Origin of the sequence: Falsiroseomonas stagni DSM 19981, assembly GCF_900114315.1 — a bacterium.
GTDB classification, from domain to species: Bacteria; Pseudomonadota; Alphaproteobacteria; order Acetobacterales; family Acetobacteraceae; genus Falsiroseomonas; species Falsiroseomonas stagni.
Genome location: NZ_FOSQ01000005.1, coordinates 276,835 through 298,735, shown reverse-complemented (window position 1 = coordinate 298,735; position 21,901 = coordinate 276,835). Strand labels below are relative to the sequence as shown.

The 21,901-nt window shown below is 69.7% G+C and carries 18 protein-coding genes and 3 tRNA genes; 2 read left to right on the top strand and 19 right to left on the bottom strand.

Going from position 1 to position 21,901, the window contains the following annotated elements:
• Positions 1-2 precede the first annotated feature (2 nt).
• The 19 genes from BM041_RS15585 to BM041_RS15490 all read right to left on the bottom strand — a co-directional run bounded on the left by BM041_RS15585 (position 3) and on the right by BM041_RS15490 (position 20,334).
• Positions 3-611, bottom strand: coding sequence for a complex I 24 kDa subunit family protein (locus BM041_RS15585; protein ID WP_092960784.1), 609 nt, complete (start codon positions 609-611; stop codon positions 3-5).
• Positions 608-1,855 carry an NADH-quinone oxidoreductase subunit D gene (locus BM041_RS15580; RefSeq protein ID WP_092960783.1) on the bottom strand — a complete coding sequence of 416 codons (1,248 nt, stop codon included), beginning with the start codon at positions 1,853-1,855 and terminating at the stop codon, positions 608-610. Before BM041_RS15580 ends, BM041_RS15585 begins: the two co-directional genes overlap by 4 nt.
• Positions 1,852-2,481, bottom strand: coding sequence for an NADH-quinone oxidoreductase subunit C (locus BM041_RS15575; RefSeq protein ID WP_092960782.1), 630 nt, complete (start codon positions 2,479-2,481; stop codon positions 1,852-1,854). Before BM041_RS15575 ends, BM041_RS15580 begins: the two co-directional genes overlap by 4 nt.
• Before the next feature lie 10 nt (positions 2,482-2,491).
• Positions 2,492-3,052 (bottom strand): NuoB/complex I 20 kDa subunit family protein, encoded by a 561-nt coding sequence (locus BM041_RS15570; RefSeq protein ID WP_092960862.1) that lies wholly within the window; start codon positions 3,050-3,052, stop codon positions 2,492-2,494.
• A gap of 56 nt (positions 3,053-3,108) precedes the next feature.
• Positions 3,109-3,477: an NADH-quinone oxidoreductase subunit A gene (locus BM041_RS15565; protein ID WP_092960781.1), complete on the bottom strand. Its 369-nt coding sequence runs from the start codon at positions 3,475-3,477 to the stop codon at positions 3,109-3,111.
• 285 nt (positions 3,478-3,762) lie between these two features.
• Positions 3,763-3,839 (bottom strand) — tRNA-Asp (locus BM041_RS15560).
• A gap of 405 nt (positions 3,840-4,244) precedes the next feature.
• A tRNA-Val gene (locus BM041_RS15550) sits at positions 4,245-4,316 on the bottom strand.
• A gap of 91 nt (positions 4,317-4,407) precedes the next feature.
• Positions 4,408-4,683, bottom strand: a complete 276-nt coding sequence (locus tag BM041_RS15545; RefSeq protein WP_092960779.1) for an HU family DNA-binding protein — start codon at positions 4,681-4,683, stop codon at positions 4,408-4,410.
• Between the two features lie 284 nt (positions 4,684-4,967).
• Positions 4,968-7,388 carry an endopeptidase La gene (gene lon / locus BM041_RS15540; protein WP_092960778.1) on the bottom strand — a complete coding sequence of 807 codons (2,421 nt, stop codon included), beginning with the start codon at positions 7,386-7,388 and terminating at the stop codon, positions 4,968-4,970.
• 251 nt (positions 7,389-7,639) lie between these two features.
• Positions 7,640-8,896: an ATP-dependent Clp protease ATP-binding subunit ClpX gene (gene clpX / locus BM041_RS15535; protein ID WP_092960777.1), complete on the bottom strand. Its 1,257-nt coding sequence runs from the start codon at positions 8,894-8,896 to the stop codon at positions 7,640-7,642.
• Positions 8,897-9,110: 214 nt separating this feature from the next.
• On the bottom strand, positions 9,111-9,755 hold the full coding sequence (clpP, locus tag BM041_RS15530) for an ATP-dependent Clp endopeptidase proteolytic subunit ClpP (RefSeq protein ID WP_092960776.1): 645 nt from the start codon (positions 9,753-9,755) through the stop codon (positions 9,111-9,113).
• 339 nt (positions 9,756-10,094) lie between these two features.
• Entirely contained in the window at positions 10,095-11,441 is a 1,347-nt protein-coding gene (gene tig, locus BM041_RS15525) for a trigger factor (protein WP_092960775.1), read from the bottom strand.
• A 113-nt stretch (positions 11,442-11,554) separates the two neighbouring features.
• A tRNA-Leu gene (locus tag BM041_RS15520) sits at positions 11,555-11,635 on the bottom strand.
• 61 nt (positions 11,636-11,696) lie between these two features.
• Positions 11,697-12,866 (bottom strand): class I SAM-dependent methyltransferase, encoded by a 1,170-nt coding sequence (locus tag BM041_RS15515; protein WP_092960774.1) that lies wholly within the window; start codon positions 12,864-12,866, stop codon positions 11,697-11,699.
• Complete coding sequence (locus BM041_RS15510; RefSeq protein WP_245762116.1) at positions 12,863-15,130, bottom strand: 1-deoxy-D-xylulose-5-phosphate synthase N-terminal domain-containing protein; 2,268 nt, start codon at positions 15,128-15,130, stop codon at positions 12,863-12,865. Before BM041_RS15510 ends, BM041_RS15515 begins: the two co-directional genes overlap by 4 nt.
• Positions 15,131-15,304: 174 nt before the next feature.
• Positions 15,305-16,495, bottom strand: a complete 1,191-nt coding sequence (locus tag BM041_RS15505; RefSeq protein ID WP_175533960.1) for an MFS transporter — start codon at positions 16,493-16,495, stop codon at positions 15,305-15,307.
• Between the two features lie 184 nt (positions 16,496-16,679).
• Complete coding sequence (locus BM041_RS30620) at positions 16,680-17,261, bottom strand: hypothetical protein (RefSeq protein WP_175533959.1); 582 nt, start codon at positions 17,259-17,261, stop codon at positions 16,680-16,682.
• 168 nt (positions 17,262-17,429) lie between these two features.
• Positions 17,430-18,866 carry a malonyl-CoA decarboxylase gene (locus BM041_RS15495; RefSeq protein WP_092960771.1) on the bottom strand — a complete coding sequence of 479 codons (1,437 nt, stop codon included), beginning with the start codon at positions 18,864-18,866 and terminating at the stop codon, positions 17,430-17,432.
• Between the two features lie 25 nt (positions 18,867-18,891).
• Positions 18,892-20,334, bottom strand: a complete 1,443-nt coding sequence (locus tag BM041_RS15490; protein WP_245762106.1) for an NAD(P)H-hydrate dehydratase — start codon at positions 20,332-20,334, stop codon at positions 18,892-18,894.
• 213 nt (positions 20,335-20,547) lie between these two features.
• On the opposite strand from BM041_RS15490, the gene parA reads away from it, so the two are divergent.
• A complete protein-coding gene (gene parA / locus BM041_RS15485; protein ID WP_092960770.1) occupies positions 20,548-21,180 on the top strand; it encodes a ParA family partition ATPase in 633 nt (210 codons plus the stop codon).
• Between the two features lie 106 nt (positions 21,181-21,286).
• Positions 21,287-21,850 carry a GNAT family N-acetyltransferase gene (locus tag BM041_RS15480; RefSeq protein ID WP_175533958.1) on the top strand — a complete coding sequence of 188 codons (564 nt, stop codon included), beginning with the start codon at positions 21,287-21,289 and terminating at the stop codon, positions 21,848-21,850.
• The last annotated feature ends 51 nt before the right edge of the window (positions 21,851-21,901 follow it).

The window sequence follows — 21,901 nt, the reverse complement described above, 5'->3', positions numbered from 1 at the left end:
CCCTATTCCCCCGCCACGTCCAGCAAGGTCAGCGGTCCGCCTTCCGGCGCGCTGGTCTGCCGTCCGATCGTGCTGCCCGGCTTCGGCCGCTCACCCCGCTTCAGCGCCTCGATCAGCGCGACGGTGCGGTCGTAGTCCAGGTCCTCGTAGTAGTCGTCATCGACCTGCAGGACCGGCGCATTCACGCAGGCGCCGAGGCACTCGACCTCCGTCAGCGTGAACAACCCGTCGCTGCTGGTCTGGCCCACCTTCACATGCGCCGCGTCATGGCAGGCGCGCATCACATCGTCGCTGCCGCGCAGCATGCAGGGCGTGGTGCCGCAGAGCTGGAGGTGATGCTTCCCGATCGGCTTCATGTTGAACATGAAGTAGAAGGTCGCGACCTCATAGACGCGGATCGGCGCGACGCCGAGGCGCTTCGCGATCTCATCCATCGCGACATTCGGCACCCAGGCGCTGCCCGTGGTCCGGCCCATCTGCCGCTGCACGACGTAGAGCAGCGGAATGGTGGCGGACGCCTTCTTCGCCTCCGGATACCGCGCCAGGACCTTGCTGATCTGCGCTTCGCTCTCGGCGTCGAAGGAGAAGTGCGTGGGCTGTTCGACGCTCACCGGTCGATCTCCCCGAAGACGATGTCGAGGCTGCCGATGATGGCGACCGCGTCGGCCAGCATGTGCCCCTTGGAAAGCGCTTCCATGGCCTGGAGATGCGCATAGCCCGGCGCGCGGATCTTCACGCGATAGGGCCGGTTGGTGCCGTCCGCCACCATGTACACGCCGAACTCGCCCTTCGGCGCTTCCGTCACCGTGTAGGTCGCGCCGGCGGGCACGTGATAGCCCTCGGTGTAGAGCTTGAAGTGATGGATCAGGCTTTCCATCGACCGCTTCATGGCACCGCGACTCGGCGGCGTGATCTTGTTGTCCGCGATCTTCACCGCACCCGGCCGGATGTGGTTCAGGCACTGCTTCACCATCGACAGCGACTGCCGCATCTCCTGCATCCGCACGAGGTAGCGGTCGTAGCAATCGCCATGCACGCCGACGGGCACTTCGAAATCGAGCTTCTCGTACATCTCATAGGGCTGAGATTTCCGCAGATCCCAGGCGCAGCCGGAGGCGCGCAGGCAGGGCCCGCTGAAGCCCCAGGCCATCGCCTGTTCCGCCGTCATCACGCCGATATCGACGGTGCGTTGCTTGAAGATGCGGTTGTTGGTGAGCAGGCCTTCAAGATCGTCGAGGAAGGCCGGGAACTGGTCGCACCACTTGCCGATCCGGTCCTCCAGCCCCGCCGGAAGGTCCTTCGCCACGCCGCCGGCGCGGAAGTAGTTCACGTGGTAGTGGCTGCCGCCCGTCGCCTCATAGAATTCGAGCAGATGCTCCCGCTGCTCGAACCCCCACAGCGACGGCGTGATGGCGCCGACGTCGAGCGCATAGGTCGTGACGTTCAGCAGGTGGTTCAGGATGCGCGTGAGTTCCGCGAACATCGTGCGGATCCACTTGGCGCGCTCCGGCACCTCATTCTCGATGCCGAGCAGCTTCTCCACGGCGAGCACGAAGCTGTGCTCCATGCACATGGGGGAGACGTAGTCGAGGCGATCCATATAGGGCATCGCCTGGAGATACGTCTTGTACTCCATCAGCTTCTCGGTGCCGCGATGCAGCAGGCCGATATGCGGATCGGCACGCTCCACCACCTCGCCCTTCATCTCCAGGATGAGGCGCAGCACGCCATGCGCGGCCGGGTGCTGCGGGCCGAAATTGATGGTGTGCGTATCGGCGTCGAACAGTTTCTGATGGCGGCCCGAATCCTCGCTGCCACCCGGCAGCGGCAGACCGCTCACAAGCTCCGTGCTCATGCTTTTGGTCCTTCGATCTGCCCGCGCTCGGCGCGAACCAGATGCACCTTCTCGTCGCCCGGTAGCGTCGTCATGCCTTCCCAGGGAGAGAGGAAGTCGAAGTTGCGAAAATCCTGCGTCAGCGCCACGGGCTCATACACCACCCGCTTCTGTTCCTCGTCGTACCGGACCTCGACATGGCCAGTGAGAGGAAAATCCTTGCGCAGCGGATGGCCCTCGAAGCCGTAATCCGTCAGCAGGCGGCGCAGATCGGTCAGGCCCGCGAAGACCACGCCGTACATGTCCCAGCATTCGCGCTCATACCAGGTCGCCGCGACCCAGATGCTCGCGATGCTCGGCACCGGCGTCGCCTCATCCGTGCTGACGATGATCCGCACGCGCTGGTTCAGCGACAGGCTCAACAGGTTGTAGACCACCTCGAAGCGCTCCGCGCGCTCGGGGTAGTCGACACCGCAGAGGTCCACCAGCTGCTCGAAGGCGAAGCGCGGATCATCCCGCAGCATCGCCATCAGCGGCAGGATCATCTCCCGCGTCGCGCGCAGCACCAGCTCCTGCCCGCGCTCCACGAACACTTCCTGCACCGCGGGGCCGGCCGCCGCCGCGATGGTCGCACCCAGCTCGTGCATCGCGCTCGCCTCAGCCACGGAGGATGGTCCCCGTACGGCGGATCTTCTTCTGCAGCTGGAGGATGCCGTAGACCAGCGCTTCCGCCGTCGGCGGGCAGCCCGGGACGTAGACGTCCACCGGCACCACGCGGTCACAGCCGCGCACCACGGCGTAGCTGTAGTGGTAGTAGCCGCCGCCATTCGCGCAGCTGCCCATGCTGATCACCCAGCGCGGCTCGCTCATCTGGTCGTAGACCTTGCGCAAGGCGGGGGCCATCTTGTTGGTCAGCGTGCCCGCCACGATCATCACATCCGACTGCCGCGGCGATCCGCGCGGGATGATGCCGAAGCGGTCGAGGTCGTAGCGCGCCATATAGGCGTGGATCATCGGCACCGCGCAGCAGGCCAGGCCGAAGGTCATCGGCCAGAGGCTGCCGGTCCGGGCCCAGTTCACCACCTTGTCGAGGTTGGCGATGACGAAGCCCTTCTCCTCGATCTCACCCGTGATGCCTTTGACCACGGCGTCCTGCGCCGGCCCGGGGGGCAGGGCCTCCCGGTTCCAGGCGATGTCCTGTGTGTTCGAACCGCTCATGCCGATCTCCGGGCGCCCCGCCGGCGCCCCCCTGAAATTGGTGCGAAGCCGCGCCTTCATTCCCAGTCGAGCGCGCCCTTGCGCCACTCATAGATGAAGCCGACCGTCAGCACGCCGAGGAAGCCCATCATCGACAGGAAGCCGAACCAGCCGATCTCGTTCAGCGTCACCGCCCAGGGGAACAGGAACGCCACTTCCAGGTCGAAGATGATGAACAGGATCGCGACCAGGTAGAAGCGCACGTCGAAGCGCCGGCGCGTGTCGTCGAAGGGCTCGAATCCGCACTCATAGGCTGAGAGCTTTTCCGGATCCGGCTTCTGGTGCGCGGCCAGCAAGGCCCCGCCCACCATCGCGCAGGCGATGGCGGCCGCGATCCCGAGGAACACCAGGATCGGGAAGTATTCAGCCAACATGGGCTGGGTCATGCCACGGCACCCTTTGCCTTACCTCAATCCCCGGCATTAAGGCCCCGGGGTTCTCCGCATGTGCGAGATGGGGGAGCTTCCCGCGTCCTTCCGCAGGCCCCCGTCCCATGCCGCACCGCAGCAGGGTGAGATTAGACCCGCCCGCCGCGCTCCGCCATAGGGTGCAGCGCATCATGGCAGTGTTGACATGCGTTGGTTGCCGAAACCGCAACAAGCGCCAGAGGAAGCCCGGATGACCGGTCCTTGGCGCCAACAACCTGATGGGAAAGGGGAAAACCAGTCGCGTGGCGCGAGTGACGGGGCTCGAACCCGCGACCTCCGGCGTGACAGGCCGGCGCTCTAACCAACTGAGCTACACCCGCACGCGACTGGTGGCGGGGAGATACGGGGGCAGCGGAGGGGTGTCAAGCGCGGGTCCCCGGTGAAATGGAGGGACGCCGAAGATCGATGTGGACGCTTTGCGAGGTGCGTGATGCGGCGCGGATTCGGTCGTGAATGGAAAAATGCGGGGCTGCCCAGGTCGCGCCGCCAGGCATGCCAAGTCGCGGCGGTGCCGCGCAGGTCGCTTCTCTCCGCCTCGTCCGGTCGCCAGAGGGGTATCGCCAGATGCAGGCCGCGCTGCGCGGCGGTGCCGCGCAGGTCGCTTCTCTCCGCCTCGTCCGGGCGCCAGAGGGGTATCGCCAGATGCAGGCCGCGCCGCGCGGCGGTGCCGCGCAGGTCGCTTCTCTCCGCCTCCGGCGGATTCCCGCCGCCTTTGGCGGCGGGAATGGGCGCTGACGGGATCGAACCGCCGACCAACTGCGTGTAAAGCAGCCGCTCTACCTCTGAGCTAAGCGCCCGCCACCCCTCCCCTACGCCAGGCCCGCACAAACGAAAAGGGGCCGGTCCCTGCGGACCAGCCCCCTTCCCGCTTCCCGTTGCCGGGAAATCTCAGTTCACGGCGTCCTTCAGGCCCTTGCCGGCCTTGAAGCGCACCGTCGTGGAGGACGGGATCTTGATCTCCTCGCCCGTCCGCGGATTGCGGCCCTTGCCGGCCTTGCGCTTGGAGGTCGAGAACGTCCCGAAGCCCACCAGCCGGACCTCGCCATCCTTCTTGCTCAGCGCCTTGGTGATCGCGTCGAAGACCGCATCCAGCACATCCCCGGCCTTCGCCTTCGGCAGATCGCCAGCCTCGGCAACAACGGCGACCAGATCCTGCTTATTCATATGGGACCCCCCTTCAGGTTCCTGTGTGACGACATTCGATGGCCAGCCGGCACGACTCTGCCGGCGCCCCGGCGGCACACTAGGAGGCGCTTTTCCGCCGCGTCAACGCTGCGCGGCCCGATTAATGGCGGATATCCGCCATTCCTGGCGCTGGTGAGGCGCAAAACCCACGGATTGCGCCGCGCCGCCCGTAGGCCCGATACAAATCCCAGACCACTCAACAAAAAAGCGAAGGGCACGCATCGCTGCCGATGCGCGCCCCCCATGCCTCGATCCCGCCGGGTTCAGTGCGGCCGGACGGCCGATCCATCCCCGCCGGCACCGGATGCCGCGGCTGGCGGCGCCTCCGGCGGCTCTTCCCAGGTGATCGCCTCCGGCGGGCGCACCAGCGCCTTGGAGATCACCTCATCCACATGGCTCACCGGCAGGATGGTGAGGCCCTTCTTCACGCTGTCCGGAATCTCGGCCAGGTCCTTCTCGTTCTCCTTCGGGATGAAGACCGTGGTGACGCCAGCCCGCAGCGCCGCCAGCAGCTTCTCCTTCAACCCCCCGATCGGCAGCACGCGACCGCGCAGCGTGATCTCGCCGGTCATGGCCACATCCCGGCGGATTGGGATGCCGGTCAGGACGGAGACGATCGACGTCGCCATCGCGATGCCGGCGGAGGGTCCATCCTTCGGCGTCGCGCCTTCCGGCACATGCACATGGATGTCCCGCTTCTCGAACATCGTGGGCTTCAGGCCGAAGCTGGGGGCGCGGGAGCGCACATAGCTCATCGCCGCGCTCACGCTTTCCTGCATCACGTCGCCCAGCTTGCCGGTCGTCTTCACCGCGCCCTTGCCGGGAACGACGACGGATTCGATCGTCAGGATCTCGCCGCCCACCTCGGTCCAGGCCAGGCCGGTGACGACGCCGACCATGTCCTCGGCCTCCGCCTCGCCGTAGCGGAACTTGCGGACACCGGCGAATTTCTCGAGGTTCTTGACGTTGACCGCGACCTTCTTCGCCTTCTTGGAGACGATCTCCTTCACCGCCTTGCGGGCGATGCCGGCCAGCTCGCGCTCCAGGTTGCGCACACCGGCCTCGCGGGTGTGGTAGCGCACCATGTCGCGCAGCGCGTCCTCGCTGATCGACCACTCGCCGGCCTTCAGCCCATTGGCCTCGCTGACCTTCGGCAGCAGATGGCGCTTGGCGATCTCGACCTTCTCATCCTCGGTGTAGCCGGGGATGCGGATGATCTCCATGCGGTCCAGCAGCGGCTGCGGCATGCGCAGGCTGTTGGCGGTCGTCACGAACATCACGTCCGAGAGGTCGTAGTCGACCTCCAGGTAGTGGTCGTTGAAGGTCGCGTTCTGCTCGGGGTCCAGCACCTCCAGCAGGGCGGAGGAGGGATCGCCGCGCCAATCGGCGCCCAGCTTGTCGATCTCATCCAGCAGGAAGAGCGGGTTGGACGACTTGGCCTTCTTCATGCCCTGCACGACCTTGCCGGGCATGGACCCGATATAGGTCCGCCGGTGGCCGCGCACCTCCGCCTCGTCCCGCACGCCGCCCAGCGACATGCGAACGAAGTTCCGCCCCGTCGCCTTGGCGATCGACTTGCCGAGCGAGGTCTTGCCGACGCCAGGCGGCCCGACCAGGCACAGGATCGGCCCGCGGATCTTCGGGCTGCGGGACTGGACCGCCAGGTACTCGATGATCCGTTCCTTGATCTTCTCGAGCCCGTAGTGGTCGGCGTCCAGCACCTTCTCCGCCGCCTCGATGTCGTTGCGGATCTTGGTCTTCTTCTTCCACGGGATCGACAGGATCCAGTCGAGGTAGTTGCGGACCACCGTCGCTTCCGCGCTCATCGGCGACATGGTCTTGAGCTTCTTCAGCTCCGCCATCGCCTTGTCGCGCGCTTCCTTGGAGAGCTTGGTCTCCTTGATCTTCTTCTCGAGCTCAGCGGTCTCGTCCTTGCCGTCCTCGCCCTCGCCCAGCTCCTTCTGGATCGCCTTGAGCTGTTCGTTCAGGTAGTACTCGCGCTGCGTCTTCTCCATCTGCCGCTTCACGCGGCTGCGGATGCGCTTTTCCACCTGCAGGACGCCGATCTCCGACTCCATATGGGCGAAGACGCGCTCCAGCCGCGGGCCGACGCCCACGATCTCCAGCAGCTCCTGCTTCTCGGCGATCTTGAGGTTCAGGTGGCTCGCCACCGTGTCGGCCAGCTTGGCCGGCTCCTCGATCTGGTTGATCGAGACGAGGACCTCCGGCGCGATCTTCTTGTTGAGCTTGATGTACTGCTCGAACTGCGCGACCACGGTGCGCGCCAGCGCCTCCAGCTCCCGCGCCTCGGTCGCCGGTTCATCGGCCACTTCGGAGAAGGCCTCGAAATACGGATCGGTGCCCTTGTAGGCGGCGATCTTCGCGCGGCGGCCGCCCTCGACCAGCACCTTCACGGTGCCGTCCGGCAGCTTCAGCAGTTGCAGCACCGTGGAGACGGTGCCGACCTGGTAGAGATCGTCGATTCCCGGATCGTCCTGCGCCGCGTTCTTCTGCGCGACGAGGAGAATCTGCTTGTCGTCACGCATCACCGCTTCCAGCGCGCGGACGGATTTCTCGCGCCCGACGAACAGCGGCACGATCATGTGGGGGAAGACGACGATGTCGCGCAGCGGCAGGACGGGAAGCAGTTCGCCGCGTGCGGGTTGGATCGGATTGGCCGCCATGTCGGACCTCACTCAGGACAGTCGGCGCGGGGTCCGCCCCCAGGACTTTCCCACCACGGGGGCCCTGGTTATCGGCACGGCCCCCGGCGCCACGGGGTTGTCATCCAGATGGGTCCCCTGCCCCGCGGCCACAAGGCAGGCCTGCCATGCTGGCAGCGCCTTCCTGGGTGGACCGCCGGCGCCGGCTTCTGGGGACCGGGCATTCGGCAGGGTCCAGCGCCGACCGGGCGCTGGCCTGTTCCCAGCGCCGATCAGGCGCTGGTCTGTTCCACGGGGCGTTCGCCGTAGATGAACAGCGGGCTCGCACGGCCCTCCGCCACCTCGCGGTTCACGACCACTTCCTCCACGTCCTCCAGCCCCGGCAGGTCGAACATGGTGCCGAGCAGGATGCTCTCCATGATCGACCGCAGGCCGCGCGCGCCGGTGCGACGCTGGATCGCCCGCATCGCGACCGACTTCATCGCATCCTCGGTGAAGGTGAGCTTCGCCCCCTCCATCTCGAACAGCCGCTGGTACTGCTTGATCAACGCGTTCTTGGGCTTGGTCAGGATCTCGATCAACGCCTTCTCGTCGAGGTCCTCGAGCGTCGCGACGACGGGCAGGCGGCCGATGAATTCGGGGATGAGCCCGAACTTCAGCAGATCCTCCGGCTCCACCTCGCGCAGGATCGCGCCCGTGCGGCGTTCATCCGGCGCCCGCACCTCGGACCCGAAGCCGATGCCCGAGCCCTTCCCGCGCGCCGCGATGATTTTTTCAAGTCCCGCAAACGCACCGCCGCAGATGAAGAGGATGTTGGTGGTGTCGACTTGCAAAAATTCCTGCTGCGGATGCTTCCGCCCACCCTGCGGGGGGACGGAGGCAACGGTGCCTTCCATGATCTTCAGCAGCGCCTGCTGAACACCCTCTCCGCTCACGTCGCGCGTGATGCTGGGGTTGTCCGACTTGCGGCTGATCTTGTCGACCTCGTCGATGTAGACGATGCCGCGCTGCGCACGCTCCACATTGTAGTCGGCGGATTGCAGCAGCTTGAGGATGATGTTCTCGACATCCTCGCCGACATAGCCGGCCTCGGTCAGCGTCGTCGCATCGGCCATCGTGAAGGGCACGTCGAGGATGCGGGCCAGCGTCTGCGCAAGCAGCGTCTTGCCCGAGCCCGTCGGCCCGACCAGCATGATGTTGGACTTCGCGATCTCGATGTCGCCGGACTTCCCACCATGCGCCAGGCGCTTGTAGTGGTTGTGCACCGCGACGCTCAGGACCTTCTTCGCGTGGTCCTGGCCGATGACATAGTCATCGAGCACCTTGCAGATCTCGCGCGGCGTGGGGACGCCATCGCGGGACTTCACGAGGTGCGTCTTATGCTCCTCGCGGATGATGTCCATGCACAGCTCGACGCATTCGTCGCAGATGAACACGGTAGGCCCGGCAATGAGCTTCCGGACCTCGTGCTGCGACTTGCCGCAGAACGAGCAGTAAAGGGTGTTCTTCGAGTCGCCGGACTTGCTCATGCGCGCTCCGAAAGCCTCAAGCCCCGGTCGCCTGGAAGGCCGACGGCGCGGGACGCCCACCCCCCGGCTGGGGGGCGGCAACGGGTGAATGTAGCCCCGCCTTGCGGCGGGGGAAAGCATAACCCTGTTCCAAGGGACAGATCAAAAACAGAGCGCGAACGAAACCCGAAGGCTCCGTTCCTGCCCAGCCCCTGGTCGAGGAAAGGGCGCGCGGTCAGCTCTTCGCCGCTTCCACGGGCGGCGCGGGGCGCTGTTCCACCACCTGGTCGATCAGCCCGAAATCGCGGGCTTCCTCGGCCGTCATGTAGGTGTCGCGCTCCATCTTCCGCTCGATCTCATCCAGCGCCTGGCCGGTGTGATGCACGTAGATCCGGTTGAGCCGCTCCCGCGTCTTCAGGATCTCCCGCGCCTGGATGGCGATGTCGGTCGCCTGGCCCTGCGCGCCGCCGGAGGGCTGGTGGATCATCACCTGGCTGTTCGGCAGCGCGTAGCGCTTGCCCTTGGCACCCGCCGTCAGCAGCAGGCTGCCGGCGGAGGCCGCCATGCCGATGCACACCGTCGACACCGGGCTGCGGATGTACTGCATGGTGTCGTACATCGCGAGGCCGGCCGTCACCACGCCGCCGGGGCTGTTGATGTAGAAGGCGATGTCCTTGTTCGGGTTCTCGCTTTCCAGGAACAGCAGCTGCGCGCAGATCAGGGACGCCACCTGGTCGTAGATCGGCCCGGTGAGGAAGATGATCCGCTCCTTCAGCAGGCGCGAATAGATGTCATAGGCCCGCTCGCCCCGCGCCGTCTGCTCGACGACCATCGGGACGAGGGAGTTGTTGTAGATCTCGACCGGATCGCGGTCCCGCATGGTGGTCCCTTTCATGCCCCGCCGCCGGCGGGGCTGCAGCCAACGAAACGGCCCCTGGTGCGGCCGGTGCTCGAAGGCGATTCTCTACGATTGATATTAATGTGGGGAAACCAGGGCGACGCGCAAAGCCCCCCTGTTGCTGCATTTCCCCGACCATTCCCCCGCATCATCCAGGCGGCGCCACCTGGGATGCCGCCAGCCGCACCGCAAGCGGGCCCAACGCAAGCGGGGCCGGCACCCGCCAAGGCGCCGACCCCGTTCATGCCCAAGGCCCCGCAGGGCATGCCCCGGGGCGCCCCGAGGAGCGCATCCCGCGACCGATGCGGAGGGCCGGCCCGGTCAGGCCGCCTCCGCCGCCTGCGCGGTCAGTTCCGCCGGGGTGATCGTCGTCTCCGTCACCTTGGCCAGTTCCAGCACGAAATCGACCACCTTCTCCTCGAAGATCGGCGCGCGGAGATTCTCGACCGCCTGCGGATTCTTCTGGAAGAACTCGATGACCTGCTTCTCCTGCCCCGGGTAGCGGGAGGCTTCCTGGCGCATCGCGGCGCCCAGTTCCTCATTCGTCACCTGGATGCTGTTGGTCCGGCCGATCTCGCTCAGCAGCAGGCCGAGGCGGATGCGGCGCTCCGCGATGGCGCGATAGTCGGCCTTCAGCGTGTCCTCGTCCTTGCCCTGGTCGTCGGCGTCGAGCTTGCCGGCCTTCAAATCCTGCTCCACCCGCTGCCAGATCTGGGTGAATTCGCCGTCCACCATGCCGGCCGGCACCTCGAAGCTCGCCCGCTCCGCCAGCGCGTCCAGCAGCTGGCGCTTCACCTTCATCCGCGCCAGCGAATCGTATTCGCGCTGCAGGTTCTCCGTCACCGTCTTGCGCAGCGCGGCCACGTCCTCCAGCCCCAGGCGCTTGGCGAACTCATCATCCACCGCCGGCAGCGCCTTGGTCTTGAGCGACTTGGCCGTGATGGCGAAGACCGCGTCCTTGCCCGCCAGCTCGGCCGATCCGTATTCCGCGGGGAAGCTGACGGAGATGTCCTTCTTCTCCCCGGGCGTCATGCCTTCCAGCTGCTCGGTGAAGCCGGGGATGAAGCCATCGCCCGCGACCTCGATCGGCATATCGGCGGCGGTGCCGCCGGGGAAGGGCTCGGCCAGGCTGCCATCCTCGTTCTTCAGACGGCCCTCGAAATCGCACACCAGGACCTCGCCCTTCGCGGCCGGGCGGGCTTCCGCCACATCCTCGGTGGTCGCGAGGCGCGAGCGCATCGTGTCGAGGAACCCGTCCACCTCCGCGTCGCCCGGAACGGCCTTCTGCCGGTCCAGCGCGATGCCGGCGAAGTCCGGCATCGGGATCTCGGGCAGCAGCTCCAGGTCGATCTTGTATTCCAGGTCCGCGCCGTCGCTGTAGTTCACCAGCTCGACCTTCGGCTGCATCGCCGGGCGCAGGCCGCGCTCCGTCAGCAGCTGGCGCATGGATTCGTCGACCGACTGTTCCAGCACCTCGCCGGCCACGGCGGTGCCGTAGCGCTGCTTCACGACGGCGGCCGGCACCTTGCCGGGGCGGAAGCCGGGCAGGCGCAGGTCGGCGCCCAGTTCCTTCAGCCGCTTGTCACGACGTTCCGCCAGGCTCGCCGCCGGAACGACGACCTGGAACGCCCTTTTCAGCCCCTCTGCGGGAAGCTCGGTGACCTGCATTTCGGACCTTCTTTATCCTGAGGGCGCCCCGGGGCAGTGGTGGCCCGGATGCGCGGCACGCTGGAAGCCCGCCCCCCTAGCGGCTTGGGGGCGCGGCGGCAATGGGGGGACCATGCGGGCGGAGGGACTCGAACCCCCATGGCTTGCGCCACTGGAACCTAAATCCAGCGTGTCTACCGTTCCACCACGCCCGCGCAGGCCGCTGGATACAGCGCCGCGGCCCCTTCCCGCTACCCCCCGTTCAGCCTTCCCCGATCACCCCGCCGGACGGCGCAGCACGAACATGTTGCTCAGCCAGTTGATCGTGTCGGGGGCGACCACATGCGTGTCCTCCCGCACCTCCAGCACCTCCAGCCCCGCCTCCCGCACCAGGGCGAAGATCGCGGCCTGCGGCAGGATATGCACCTCCATCGCCGGCGGGTCGGCGGCGGCGGCCAGGTAGTCGCGGACGGAGAAGGCGTAGCCCACCCGATGCGTCGCCATCTGGACCATCGCCACCCCCCCCGGCCGCAGCCCGGCGAAGGCCAGGCGCAGCAGATGCGCCGCGACGGGGGGCGGGTTGTGCTGCAGCACGATGCGACTGAACCAGAAATCCCAGCCCTGCCCCGGCGGCATCGGGGCGGCTGCCGTGCTGCGGTGCCAGGCGACATTGTCCACGATCCGCGCCTCCGCCTGCGCCGCCGCGAGCGCGAGGTGCGTGGCGGAGATGTCGCAGCCCGTCACCCGGTCGAACAGCCGGGCCAGCGCCAGCGTCACGCGCCCCACGCCGCAGCCGAACTCGACAGCCCGCGGCAGCGCTTCGGGCGCGATGCCGTGTCGGGTCAGCACGCCCTCCACCAGCTGCGCGTCGTTGCGTCCGGTGGCGTAGAAGGTGTCGAGGTTCGTCCCGATCGCATCGGGGCGGAAGCGATCCTGCGTCAGCACCGACCAGTGCGGCGCCTCCCGCCCCACCTGCTCCCAGTAGCGGCCGGTGCGCTCCAGCATGGCCGCCAGCTGCGCCGCGCCGGCCGTGGTCTCGATCGGGAGGCAAGGCGCGTCGGCAGGCAGGCGGGGCTCCGACCGGGGGCCGCTCCGCGCCCGGTATTCGTCGGAATGCAGGAAGCGGTTCACCAGGTCGCCGGCCGAGGCGACCTGTGCCAGGTGACGTTCCAGGACGTCGTCATTCTCCGGCTCCCGCCCCAGGAACATGCGGTAGCAGGCCCGCACATCCTCGGCCGTCGGCGGAATGGGCGGCTTGCCGGCGCGCGGCGGCCGCGCGGGCCGAGGGGCCTTCGCCGCCGGCGGCGCCACGGGCGCGACCACATTGCCCGCGACCGCGGGCGGCCGGGGCGCCGCCGCCACGGGCGCCGAGGCAGGCTTGCGGACCGGCGCCGGGATCGGCCGCACCACCGCCGGCCGCGCCGGCTTCGTCCCATCGCCGCTCATCGGTGCAGCAGCGCCGCCGCGCAGGCATCCAGGATGGCATCCGCCCCCAGCCCATAGGCCGCATAGAGGTCCGGGATATCCCCCGCCTGGCCGAAGCGATCGACGCCGAGTGGCACGACCCGCTGCCCCCGCACCGCCCCCATCCAGGACAGCGCCGCGGGATGCCCATCGAGGATCGTCACCAGCGCCGCATCGCGCGCCAGCGGCGCCAGCAGCCGCTCCACCGCGGCCGGCGCGCCGCCCTTGCGGGAAGCGATCCACCCCTGGTGCAGCCGGTCCGGGGAGGTGACGGCCATCAGCCCCGCCCCCGGCACATCCTCCCGCACCGCCTCGAAGGCCTCCAGCGCTTCCGGCGCCACCGGGCCCTGGTAGCACAGCGCGAGTTCCGCCCCCTCCGCCGGCGGCACCACCCAGTAGCCGCCCGCGATCACGCCCTCCGCATCCAGCTTCCGCTCCGGCTGCGCCAGCGCGCGCGTGGACAGCCGCAGCCAGACGGCGCTGCCATCGGGCTTCTGCATGTGGTCGAAGGCGAAGCGCATCAGCACCGCGAGTTCATCGGCATAGGCGGGCTCGAAGGCCACCAGCCGGTCCTGCGCCATGCCGATCAGCGGCGTGTTCACGGATTGATGCTGCCCGCCCTCCGGCGCCAGGGTCAGGCCCGACGGCGTGGAGACCAGCAGGAACCGCGCATCCTGGTAGCAGCCATAGATCAGCGCATCGAGGCCGCGATTGACGAAGGGATCATAGACAGTCCCGATCGGCAGCAGCCTGGCCCCGTTCAGCGAATGGCTCAGCCCCAGCGCACCCAGCAGCAGAAACAGGTTCTGCTCGGCGATGCCGAGTTCGATGTGCTGGCCCTCCGGCCCCATCCCCCAGCGCTGTGCAGACGCCAGCTTGGCGTCGCGGAACACGTCGTTCTTCAGGTGCCGGTCGAAGATGCCGCGCCGGTTCACCCAGGGGCCGAGATTGGTCGAGACCGTCACATCCGGGCTGGTGGTGACGATCCGCTCCGCCAGCGGCGCGAATTCCCCGTGGCCGCGGCCGATCTCGGCCAGGATCTCCCCGAAGGCGGCCTGGGTGGACATCATCCGGCCCGGCGGGATGCGGGGCGATGGCAGGGCGGCCGGCACCTTCACCAGCGGCGCGGACAGGGCGCGCCCCTCCGGCGCGATGGGCGTCGCGAAGGGGACCGCGGCCAGGAAGGCCTCGACCTCCGCTGGCGGCACGTCCAGCCCCTCGAACCGGTCCCATTCATGGCCGTCGCGGATGCCCATGGCGGTCTTGAAGGCCGCCATCTGCTCCTTCGTCATCAGCCCGGCATGGTTGTCCTTGTGCCCGGCGAAGGGCAGGCCCATTCCCTTGATCGTGTAGGCGATGAAGCAGGTCGGCTGGTCCCCCGCCGCATCCTGCGCGCGGAACGCCTCTGTCAGCGTCTCGATGTCGTGCCCGCCCAGATTCGTCATCAGGGCAGCCAGCTCGTCATCCGACAGCGGGTCGATGATCGCCCGCACCCCCGGCACCCGGCCGAGATCCGTCAGCAGCGCGTTGCGCCAGGCGGCGCCGCCCTGGAAGGTCAGCGCGGCATAGAGGCTGTTGGGGCAGTCATCGATCCAGCGGCGCAGATGGTCGCCATCCTCCCGCGCGAAGGCCGCTTCCAGGCGCCGCCCGTATTTCAGGGTGACGACGTTCCAGCCCATGTCGCGGAACAGGCCCTCGATCCGGCCGAACAGCCGGTCCGGCACCACGCTGTCCAGGCTCTGGCGGTTGTAGTCCACCACCCACCAGACATCGCGGACATCGTGCTTCCAGCCCTCCAGCAGGGCCTCGTAGATGTTGCCCTCATCCAGCTCCGCATCGCCCACCACGGCCACATGCCGCCCGCGCGCGATCTCCGGCCGGCCGAGCCCGTGCAGCCGCACATAATCCTGCACCAGCGACCCGAAGGTGGTCAGCGCCACGCCGAGCCCGACCGACCCCGTGGAGAAATCCACCTCCGCCCCGTCCTTCACCCGGGACGGGTAGGGCTGGATGCCGCCGAATTCCCGCAAGGTCGCCAGCTTCTCCCGCTGCTGGCGGCCGAACAGGTAGTTGATGGCGTGGAAGACCGGCCCCGCATGGGGCTTCACCGCCACGCGGTCCTGCGGGCGCAGCACCTCGAAATACAGCGCCGCGAGGATCGAGACGGAGGAGGCGCAGGAGGCCTGGTGCCCGCCGACCTTCAGCCCGTCCCGGTTCGGGCGGATGTGGTTGGCGTTGTGGATCATCCAGGCGGACAGCCAGAGCAGCTTGCGTTCCAGCTGGTGCAGCACGCGCAGCCGGCGCGAATCCCGCTGGAGCGCATCCTGGGTCGCCTGGCGGATCGGGCGTTCGGCGGTCATCGGCGCCTCCTCTGGGTCTTGTCGCGAAGATAGGGGCTCAGGGGCGGCAAGCGAAGCATCTCAGCGCGGCGCCCGCCACCAGCGCCAGGTGAGCGCCAGAGCCAGCAGGCCCTCCACCCCCATCAACGCGGTCGCCGCCGGCGCGCCGATCCAATCCGCCATCAGCCCGAGATGGAGAAAACCCAGCAGCCCGAGCCCGACGCAGACCGACAGCACGCCGAGCGCCCGGCTGCGTTCCTCGGCCGGCATGGCGATATAGACCAGCGTCGCCTGCATGGTGGCGAAGCCCGCGCCCCCCGCCCCCATCACCACCAGGGCGAGGCCGGCGGGCACCACCCCCGGCGCCAGCGCGAAGGCCGTGGCCATGCCGCAATACAGCGCGCAGCCCCCGATATAGACCGGCCGGTACCAATGCGCCGGCGCCCGCGCCGCCAGCACCATGGCCCCGATGAAGGCGCCGACGCCGTCCATGCTGGCCAGCAGTCCGACGCCATCCGGCCCCAGCCCCAGCGTCCCCGCCCCGATCACCGGCACCATCGAATTCGCCGGCCAGCCGAACAGGTTGTAGATGATGGTCACGATCAGCACGCCCCGCATGCCGGGCTGGCGCAGCACCAGGGCGAAGCTCTCCCGCGTGTCGCGGATCACCGACAGCGGCCGCTGCGTCACCGTGCTGCGGTGCCGGATGCGCAGCGCGGCGGCGCCGGCCAGCAGATACAGCACCAGGGACAGCAGGAAGGCCGCCATCGGCCCCTGCGCCGCCAGCAGGGCGCCGCCCAGCGCCGGCCCCGCCACCCGGCTGGCATTGTTGGCCACGACATCGAGCGACATGGCCGATGCCATGCGCGTCGTGCCCACGATCTCCCCCAGCATCATCCGCCGCACGGGGTTGTCGCTGGCCCAGGCGATGCCGGAGATGAAGGCCGCGAGCCCCAGCAGCCAGACCGGCGGCTGGCCCAGCAGCGACGCCACCACCAGCCCCGCCGCCACCATCGCCTGGCAGCAGACCACCGCCACCAGCGCATGCCGCCTTTGCACCCGGTCCGCCGCCACGCCCAGCGTCGCGCCGAACAGCCCCATGGGCAGCAGCCGCACCAGCGTCATGGAGGCCACGAGGAAGGGCGATTTCGTCTGGTCATAGACCATGACGGCGATGACCAGCATCTCCAGCCACCGCGCGATGGAGATGAAGGTGCCGACAAGCCAGATGCGCCGGAAATCCGGCACCCCCAGCACCCCTGTCGTTGTCACTCCCTGGAACAAGGCGGACCCGGCGTTGTTGCCGCGATCCTCGCAGGGCTTTCCGCCGGCCTCAATCCACCGGGATGCGCGCCCAGCGCGGGGCGCTCAGGCCCCTGGCGCATCGCGCTCAGGCCCCTGGCGCATCGCGCTCAGGCCCCTGGCGCATCGCGCTCAGGCCCCTGGCGCGTCGCGCTCAGGCCCCTGGCGCGTCGCGCTCAGGCCCCTGGCGCGTCGCGCTCAGGCCCGCCGCGCATTGCCCGGGCCAGGAGGGCGGTGCCCCCGCCCCCAGGCTGGCCGCCAGCAACCGGCACAGCAGGGTGGCGCGCAGCGGCCAGGCCTCCGCCGCGGGTGGCACCACGCCGAGGCGGGTCCGGGGCCCTTCGGGATCGAGCGCGATCGCCCCCGTCACCCCCTCCGCCACCGGCACCGCCGCCCCGGGGGCGATCACGACCAGGATGCCGCCATCCCGCCGCAGCCCCGCCAGGACCGCCTCCATCGGCGCGGTGGCCTCCACCACCGCGGCGCCCGCCTCGGCCAGGGCCGTCGCCAGCCGATCCCGCAATCCCGGCGGCCAGGCGGCGGAGGGCGCCAGCACCACCGTGGCATCGCCGGCGAGCCATCCCGGCGGGCGGAGGACCAGCCCAGCCGGCGCGGCATCGGCCGCCGCGGGGAACACCACCTCCTCCGCCGGAAACCCGTCCACGCCGCTGGCGTGGCAGGGGCCGGCCGCAACCAGCCCCGCCAGCGCCACCCACAGCCACCACCGCCCCGCCATCGGCACCCCCCGCCCCGTCGATGCGGGGCGGAGACTGGCGAAGGGGCAGGGCTTCGGTCCCGAAGCCCGGGGGAAGCCTGGGCGAAATCACGCCGAAACCGACCGGCATCGCGCCCGGGCCGGGCGGCGGATCCGTCCCCGATGGCGGTCAGACGGCGGCGAAGACCCTCACACGAATCCCCGGGCCAGCTTGCGGATGGCGGAGGACGCGGCGCGCCGCCCCTCCCCCGCATATTCCTCGTGATAGTCCTCGATCTTCGCGGGGTCGTAGCGGTAGTTCACCATCAGCCCGAAGGACTCCCGGAATCCCTTTTCCGAGGTATCGGCGCGCCAGTTCAGGCGCTCGACGCGGGCGCCGTTGCTCAGGTGAAAATGCGCCACCGGGTCGCGTGCCCGCTTCGCGCTGCGGCCGCTCTCCGCCAGCAGGTAGCGCGCGCAGGCCCGCATCAGGATGGGCTCCAGCGCCTTGCCCAGCGGTTCCTCCCGCCCCGGCGGGCGGCGGGCCAGGATGCGGCGGAGCGTCTGGGCGGGCGTTTCCGGCTTCGGCGCCTCCGCCTCCGGCCCCGCAATGGCGAGGTCGCCCGGGACCAGGGCGCGCAGCGCCGTGGCTTCCTCCTCCGTCACCAGCGCCACATCGCCGGCATCCAGCTTGCCCTCCATCCACCGCCGGAAGCCGGGGATGGGGGAAAGGGTGGCGAAGCAGTCGAGGTTGCCGAACTCCGCGCTCAGCAATTCGACGACGCGCTTGATGAGGAAATTGCCGAAGGAGATGCCGTCCAGCCCGCGCTGGCAGTTGTTGATGGAATAGAAGACCGCCGTATCGGCCGTCTTCGGGTCCTGCACCGGCGCCTTCTCATCCAGCAGGCCCTGCACGCTGGCGGCCATGCCCTGCACCAGCGCGACCTCGACGAAGATCAGCGGCTCATCCGGCATGCGGGGATGGAAGAAGGCGTAGCAGCGGCGGTCGGAATCCAGGCGGTTCTTGAGGTCCCGCCAGGTGCGGATGCGGTGCACCGCCTCATACCCCACCAGCTTCTCCAGCAGCATGGCGGGCGATGCCCAGTCGATGCGGCGCAGTTCGAGGAAGCCGACATCGAACCACCCCGCCAGCAGGGTGCGGAAATCACCCTCCAGCGCCTGCAGCAGGGGCTCGCCCTCCATCCGCCCCATCAGGTCGGCGCGGAGGTCCACCAGGAACTTCACCCCGTCCGGGATGGTGGTGAACTGCGTCAGCAGGCGCTGGCGCGGCGGTTCCAGCACGCGGCGCAGCGCGGCCTTGGCGGAAGCGCGTTCCGCCACATCCGCCGCCGCCGCCACCCGGTTCCAGGCCGCCGTCACCGCCGCGGCATCCGAATCGAACCCCGCGAGCGCCCGCAGGAACTCCCCCCGCCCCGCATGATCCGCCGCCAGATAGGCCTGGGCGAGCTTCGCGGCGCGGGACCGGGCGGAGACCTCGCCGCCCCGCGCTTCCAGGCAGGCGCGCATCTGCGCGGCGAAGCCATCCTCCTCCCCGCCCGTCACGGTGGCGGCCATGTCCCGCCACAGCGTGGTCACGCGGCGCAGCGCGCGATCGAAAAGCCCGGCGGGGGCGGCAAGGTCCGACATCACGGATCCTTTCTGCGTGTTTCAGTCACTCTGCCCGAGAAGCCCCCGCCGCGTCGAGCAACCTTGCCGCGAGGACAGGCGGCAGGTGGTCCGCGATATCCTCCGCCACCAGCCCCGGCCCGATCCGCGCCGCGCATTCGCCGTGCAGGAAGCAGGCGGCGCAGGCGGCCTCGAAGGGGGGCATGCCCTGGGCGAGCAGCCCGGCCACGATCCCGGCCAGCACATCGCCCGTGCCGCCGCTGGCCAGCCAGGGCGGCGCATTGGCGTTGATGGCGATGCGGCCGTCCGGCGCGGCGATCAGGCTGTCCGCCCCCTTCAGCACCACCACCGCGCCGGTGCGCGCGGCGGCCGCCCGGGCGGCGGCGGGCCGGTCCTCCCCCGGCGGGCCGAACACCGCGGAGAATTCCCCGGCATGGGGCGTCAGCACGGCGCAGCCCGCCAGCGCCGCCGGATCGCCGGCGGCCGCGCGAAGGGCGCCGGCATCGGCGACCACCTGCCGCCCGGCATCGACCACCTGGCGCAGCAGGGCTCGCCTCGCGCCATCCGGCGGCAGGCCGGGGCCGACCACCCAGGTGCCGATCCGGGGATCGGCCAGCAGGGCGGCCAGCGCCCCCTCGCTCACCATCACGCCCGGGTCGCCGGCGCGCAGCACGGCGGCGGTGGCGGCATCCGGCGCCAGCATCGTCAGCAGCCCGGCGCCCGCGCGGCGCGCGGCCCGCGCCACCAGCCTGGCCGCGCCCGTCATCCCCGCCCCGGCCACCACGGCGACATGGCCGCGCGCATATTTATGCGCCTCGGCACCCGGACGCGGCAGGCGCCACAGCCCCGGCGCATTGCGGAAGGCGCGCGGCGCGATCCCCGGCAGCACGCTGGCCGGCAGCCCGATATCGGCCAGCACCACCTCTCCGCACAGGCCGCGCCCGGGATGGAGCAGATGCCCCGGCTTCAGCCGGAAGAAGGTCACGGTCAGCGCCGCCGGCCTGGCGAAGCCGCGCACCGCCCCCGTCGCGCCATCGACGCCGGAGGGCACATCCACCGCCACGACCGGCGCCGCCACCGCGCCCAGCACCGACGCTGCCAGCCCCGCCACCGGCTTCGACAGCCCCGCGCCGAAGACCGCATCCACCACCAGCCCCGCGCGCGCCGCCTCCGCCGCCGAGAAAGCCACCATCGGCCCGCGCCAGCGCGCCGCGACGGCCGCGGCATCGCTGCCGGGCCGGGGCGGCGCCAGCGCCGCCACGGCCACCGGCCAGCCCGCCTGGTCCAGCAGGCGCGCGATGACATAGCCATCGCCCCCGTTATTGCCGGGCCCTGCCAGCACCAGGGTCCGCACCGGCCGGAAGCGCCGCATCACCGCCCGCGCCACCGCCCGCCCCGCGGCCTCCATCAGCGTGAGGCCCGGGATGCCACCGGCGATCGCCGCCGCATCGGCGCGAGCCATCTCATCTTGTGTCAGCAATTCATCCATCGCGGCAGCCTAGCGAACTGCGGCGGCGCTGGCGCGCTTCACGCCCATGACAATCCCGCCCCCGCCCACCGGGATGGGGCGCCCCACCCACCCGCCCACCACGGCCGAGCGTCCGCGACGCCCGGGGCGGAGCGTCTGCGACACCCGCGGCCGCACGACCGCGACGCCAGGATTTGCTAGGCTTTCCCCGAACCGGGACATGGAGTCGCAGGCATGGCCTTCATCGTGGCGGTGGCGCAGCGCAAGGGCGGCGCCGGCAAATCCACCCTGACCGCCAACCTGGCCGCGGCCCTGGCCGGCAGCGGCGCCCGCGTCGCGCTGCTGGACACAGACCCGCAGCAGACCCTCGCCCGCTGGGGGGCGGAGCGTGCGAAGGCCGGGCGCCGCGCCACCCACCTCGATATCGATGCCCCCGCGGGCTGGCGCGTGCCGGCCGCGCTCGACAAGCTCCGCCGCAGCCACGACTTCGTGCTGCTCGACACGCCCCCCCATGCCGACACCGACGCCAAGATCGCCATCCGCGGCGCCGACCTGGTGCTGGTCCCCCTCCAGCCCTCCCCGGCCGATCTCTGGGCCATGGATGCCACGCTGGACCTGGCGCGCGGGGAGAAGCGGCCCGCCGCCATCGCGCTCAACCGCGCCCCCGCCTCCGGCAAGCTGCTCACCATGATCCAGGCGGAGATCGCCCGCCGCGGCCTGACCCTGCTGGCGCCCGCCATCGGCAACCGCACCGGCATCGCCCAGGCCTTCGCCAGCGGCCTCGGCGTGACCGAATCGGCCCCCCGCTCCGTCGCGGCGGAGGAGGTGCGCGCGCTGGCCGCCGCGCTGAAGGCGCTGCACCGTTGAAATCCCGGCGAAACGGATGAAGCCGGCGGGCTTTGCGCCCACCGGCATCCCCCGCTATTGCCCGCGGTTCGATCGACACACGGCCTACGCCCAGGAAGCGCAGCACATGGCAAAGGCGACGGGCGCCAAGGGCACCCGATCCAGGATCACCGCGGCCAAGCCCGCCATCCGCAAGGCGGCCGCGATCGCGGAAGCGGTGGATGCCCCCCTGCCCCCGCCCTTTCCCAGGCCCCGCGGCATGTCAGCCGACGCCGGCGTCGAGATCAGCGAGGACGCCTTCCCCGAACTCGATGCCGTCGCCGCCATCCAGCGCGGCCTGCATGCCTACAACCAGGAGATGGGCGGCAACTACGACCGCGAACCGGTCACGCTGCTCGCCCGCGCCCCGGACGGCACCGCCCGCGGCGGCCTGCTCGGCCTGACCTTCTGGGGGTGGCTGTTCATCGACTGGCTCTGGCTGTCGCGCGACCTGCGCGGCAAGGGCGTGGGGTCCGAATTGCTGCTGCGGGCCGAAGCCATCGCCCGCGAGCGCGGCTGCGCCCATGCCTATACGGATACCTTCAGCTTCCAGGCGCCCGATTTCTGGCTGCAGAACGGCTATGCGGAATTCGGCCGGCTGGACGGCATGCCCGCGGGCCATGCCCGCATCTGGTTCCGCAAGGCGCTCTGAGGCGATGACCATCGCCCCCTGCCCGCGACACCCGGCCGGGTATTGACCGCG

Bases quoted from the DNA above. Each gene is read 5' to 3' on its own strand.
- BM041_RS15580 (WP_092960783.1), bottom strand. From the start codon at position 1,855: ATGAGCACGGAGCTTGTGAGCGGTCTGCCGCTGCCGGGTGGCAGCGAG.
- BM041_RS15575 (WP_092960782.1), bottom strand. From the start codon at position 2,481: ATGCACGAGCTGGGTGCGACCATCGCGGCGGCGGCCGGCCCCGCGGTG.
- BM041_RS15570 (WP_092960862.1), bottom strand. From the start codon at position 3,052: ATGAGCGGTTCGAACACACAGGACATCGCCTGGAACCGGGAGGCCCTG.
- BM041_RS15565 (WP_092960781.1), bottom strand. From the start codon at position 3,477: ATGACCCAGCCCATGTTGGCTGAATACTTCCCGATCCTGGTGTTCCTC.
- BM041_RS15545 (WP_092960779.1), bottom strand. From the start codon at position 4,683: ATGAATAAGCAGGATCTGGTCGCCGTTGTTGCCGAGGCTGGCGATCTG.
- lon (WP_092960778.1), bottom strand. From the start codon at position 7,388: ATGGCGGCCAATCCGATCCAACCCGCACGCGGCGAACTGCTTCCCGTC.
- clpX (WP_092960777.1), bottom strand. From the start codon at position 8,896: ATGAGCAAGTCCGGCGACTCGAAGAACACCCTTTACTGCTCGTTCTGC.
- clpP (WP_092960776.1), bottom strand. From the start codon at position 9,755: ATGCGGGACCGCGATCCGGTCGAGATCTACAACAACTCCCTCGTCCCG.
- tig (WP_092960775.1), bottom strand. From the start codon at position 11,441: ATGCAGGTCACCGAGCTTCCCGCAGAGGGGCTGAAAAGGGCGTTCCAG.
- BM041_RS15515 (WP_092960774.1), bottom strand. From the start codon at position 12,866: ATGAGCGGCGATGGGACGAAGCCGGCGCGGCCGGCGGTGGTGCGGCCG.
- BM041_RS15510 (WP_245762116.1), bottom strand. From the start codon at position 15,130: ATGATCCACAACGCCAACCACATCCGCCCGAACCGGGACGGGCTGAAG.
- BM041_RS30620 (WP_175533959.1), bottom strand. From the start codon at position 17,261: ATGGCGGGGCGGTGGTGGCTGTGGGTGGCGCTGGCGGGGCTGGTTGCG.
- BM041_RS15495 (WP_092960771.1), bottom strand. From the start codon at position 18,866: ATGTCGGACCTTGCCGCCCCCGCCGGGCTTTTCGATCGCGCGCTGCGC.
- BM041_RS15490 (WP_245762106.1), bottom strand. From the start codon at position 20,334: ATGGATGAATTGCTGACACAAGATGAGATGGCTCGCGCCGATGCGGCG.
- parA (WP_092960770.1), top strand. From the start codon at position 20,548: ATGGCCTTCATCGTGGCGGTGGCGCAGCGCAAGGGCGGCGCCGGCAAA.
- BM041_RS15480 (WP_175533958.1), top strand. From the start codon at position 21,287: ATGGCAAAGGCGACGGGCGCCAAGGGCACCCGATCCAGGATCACCGCG.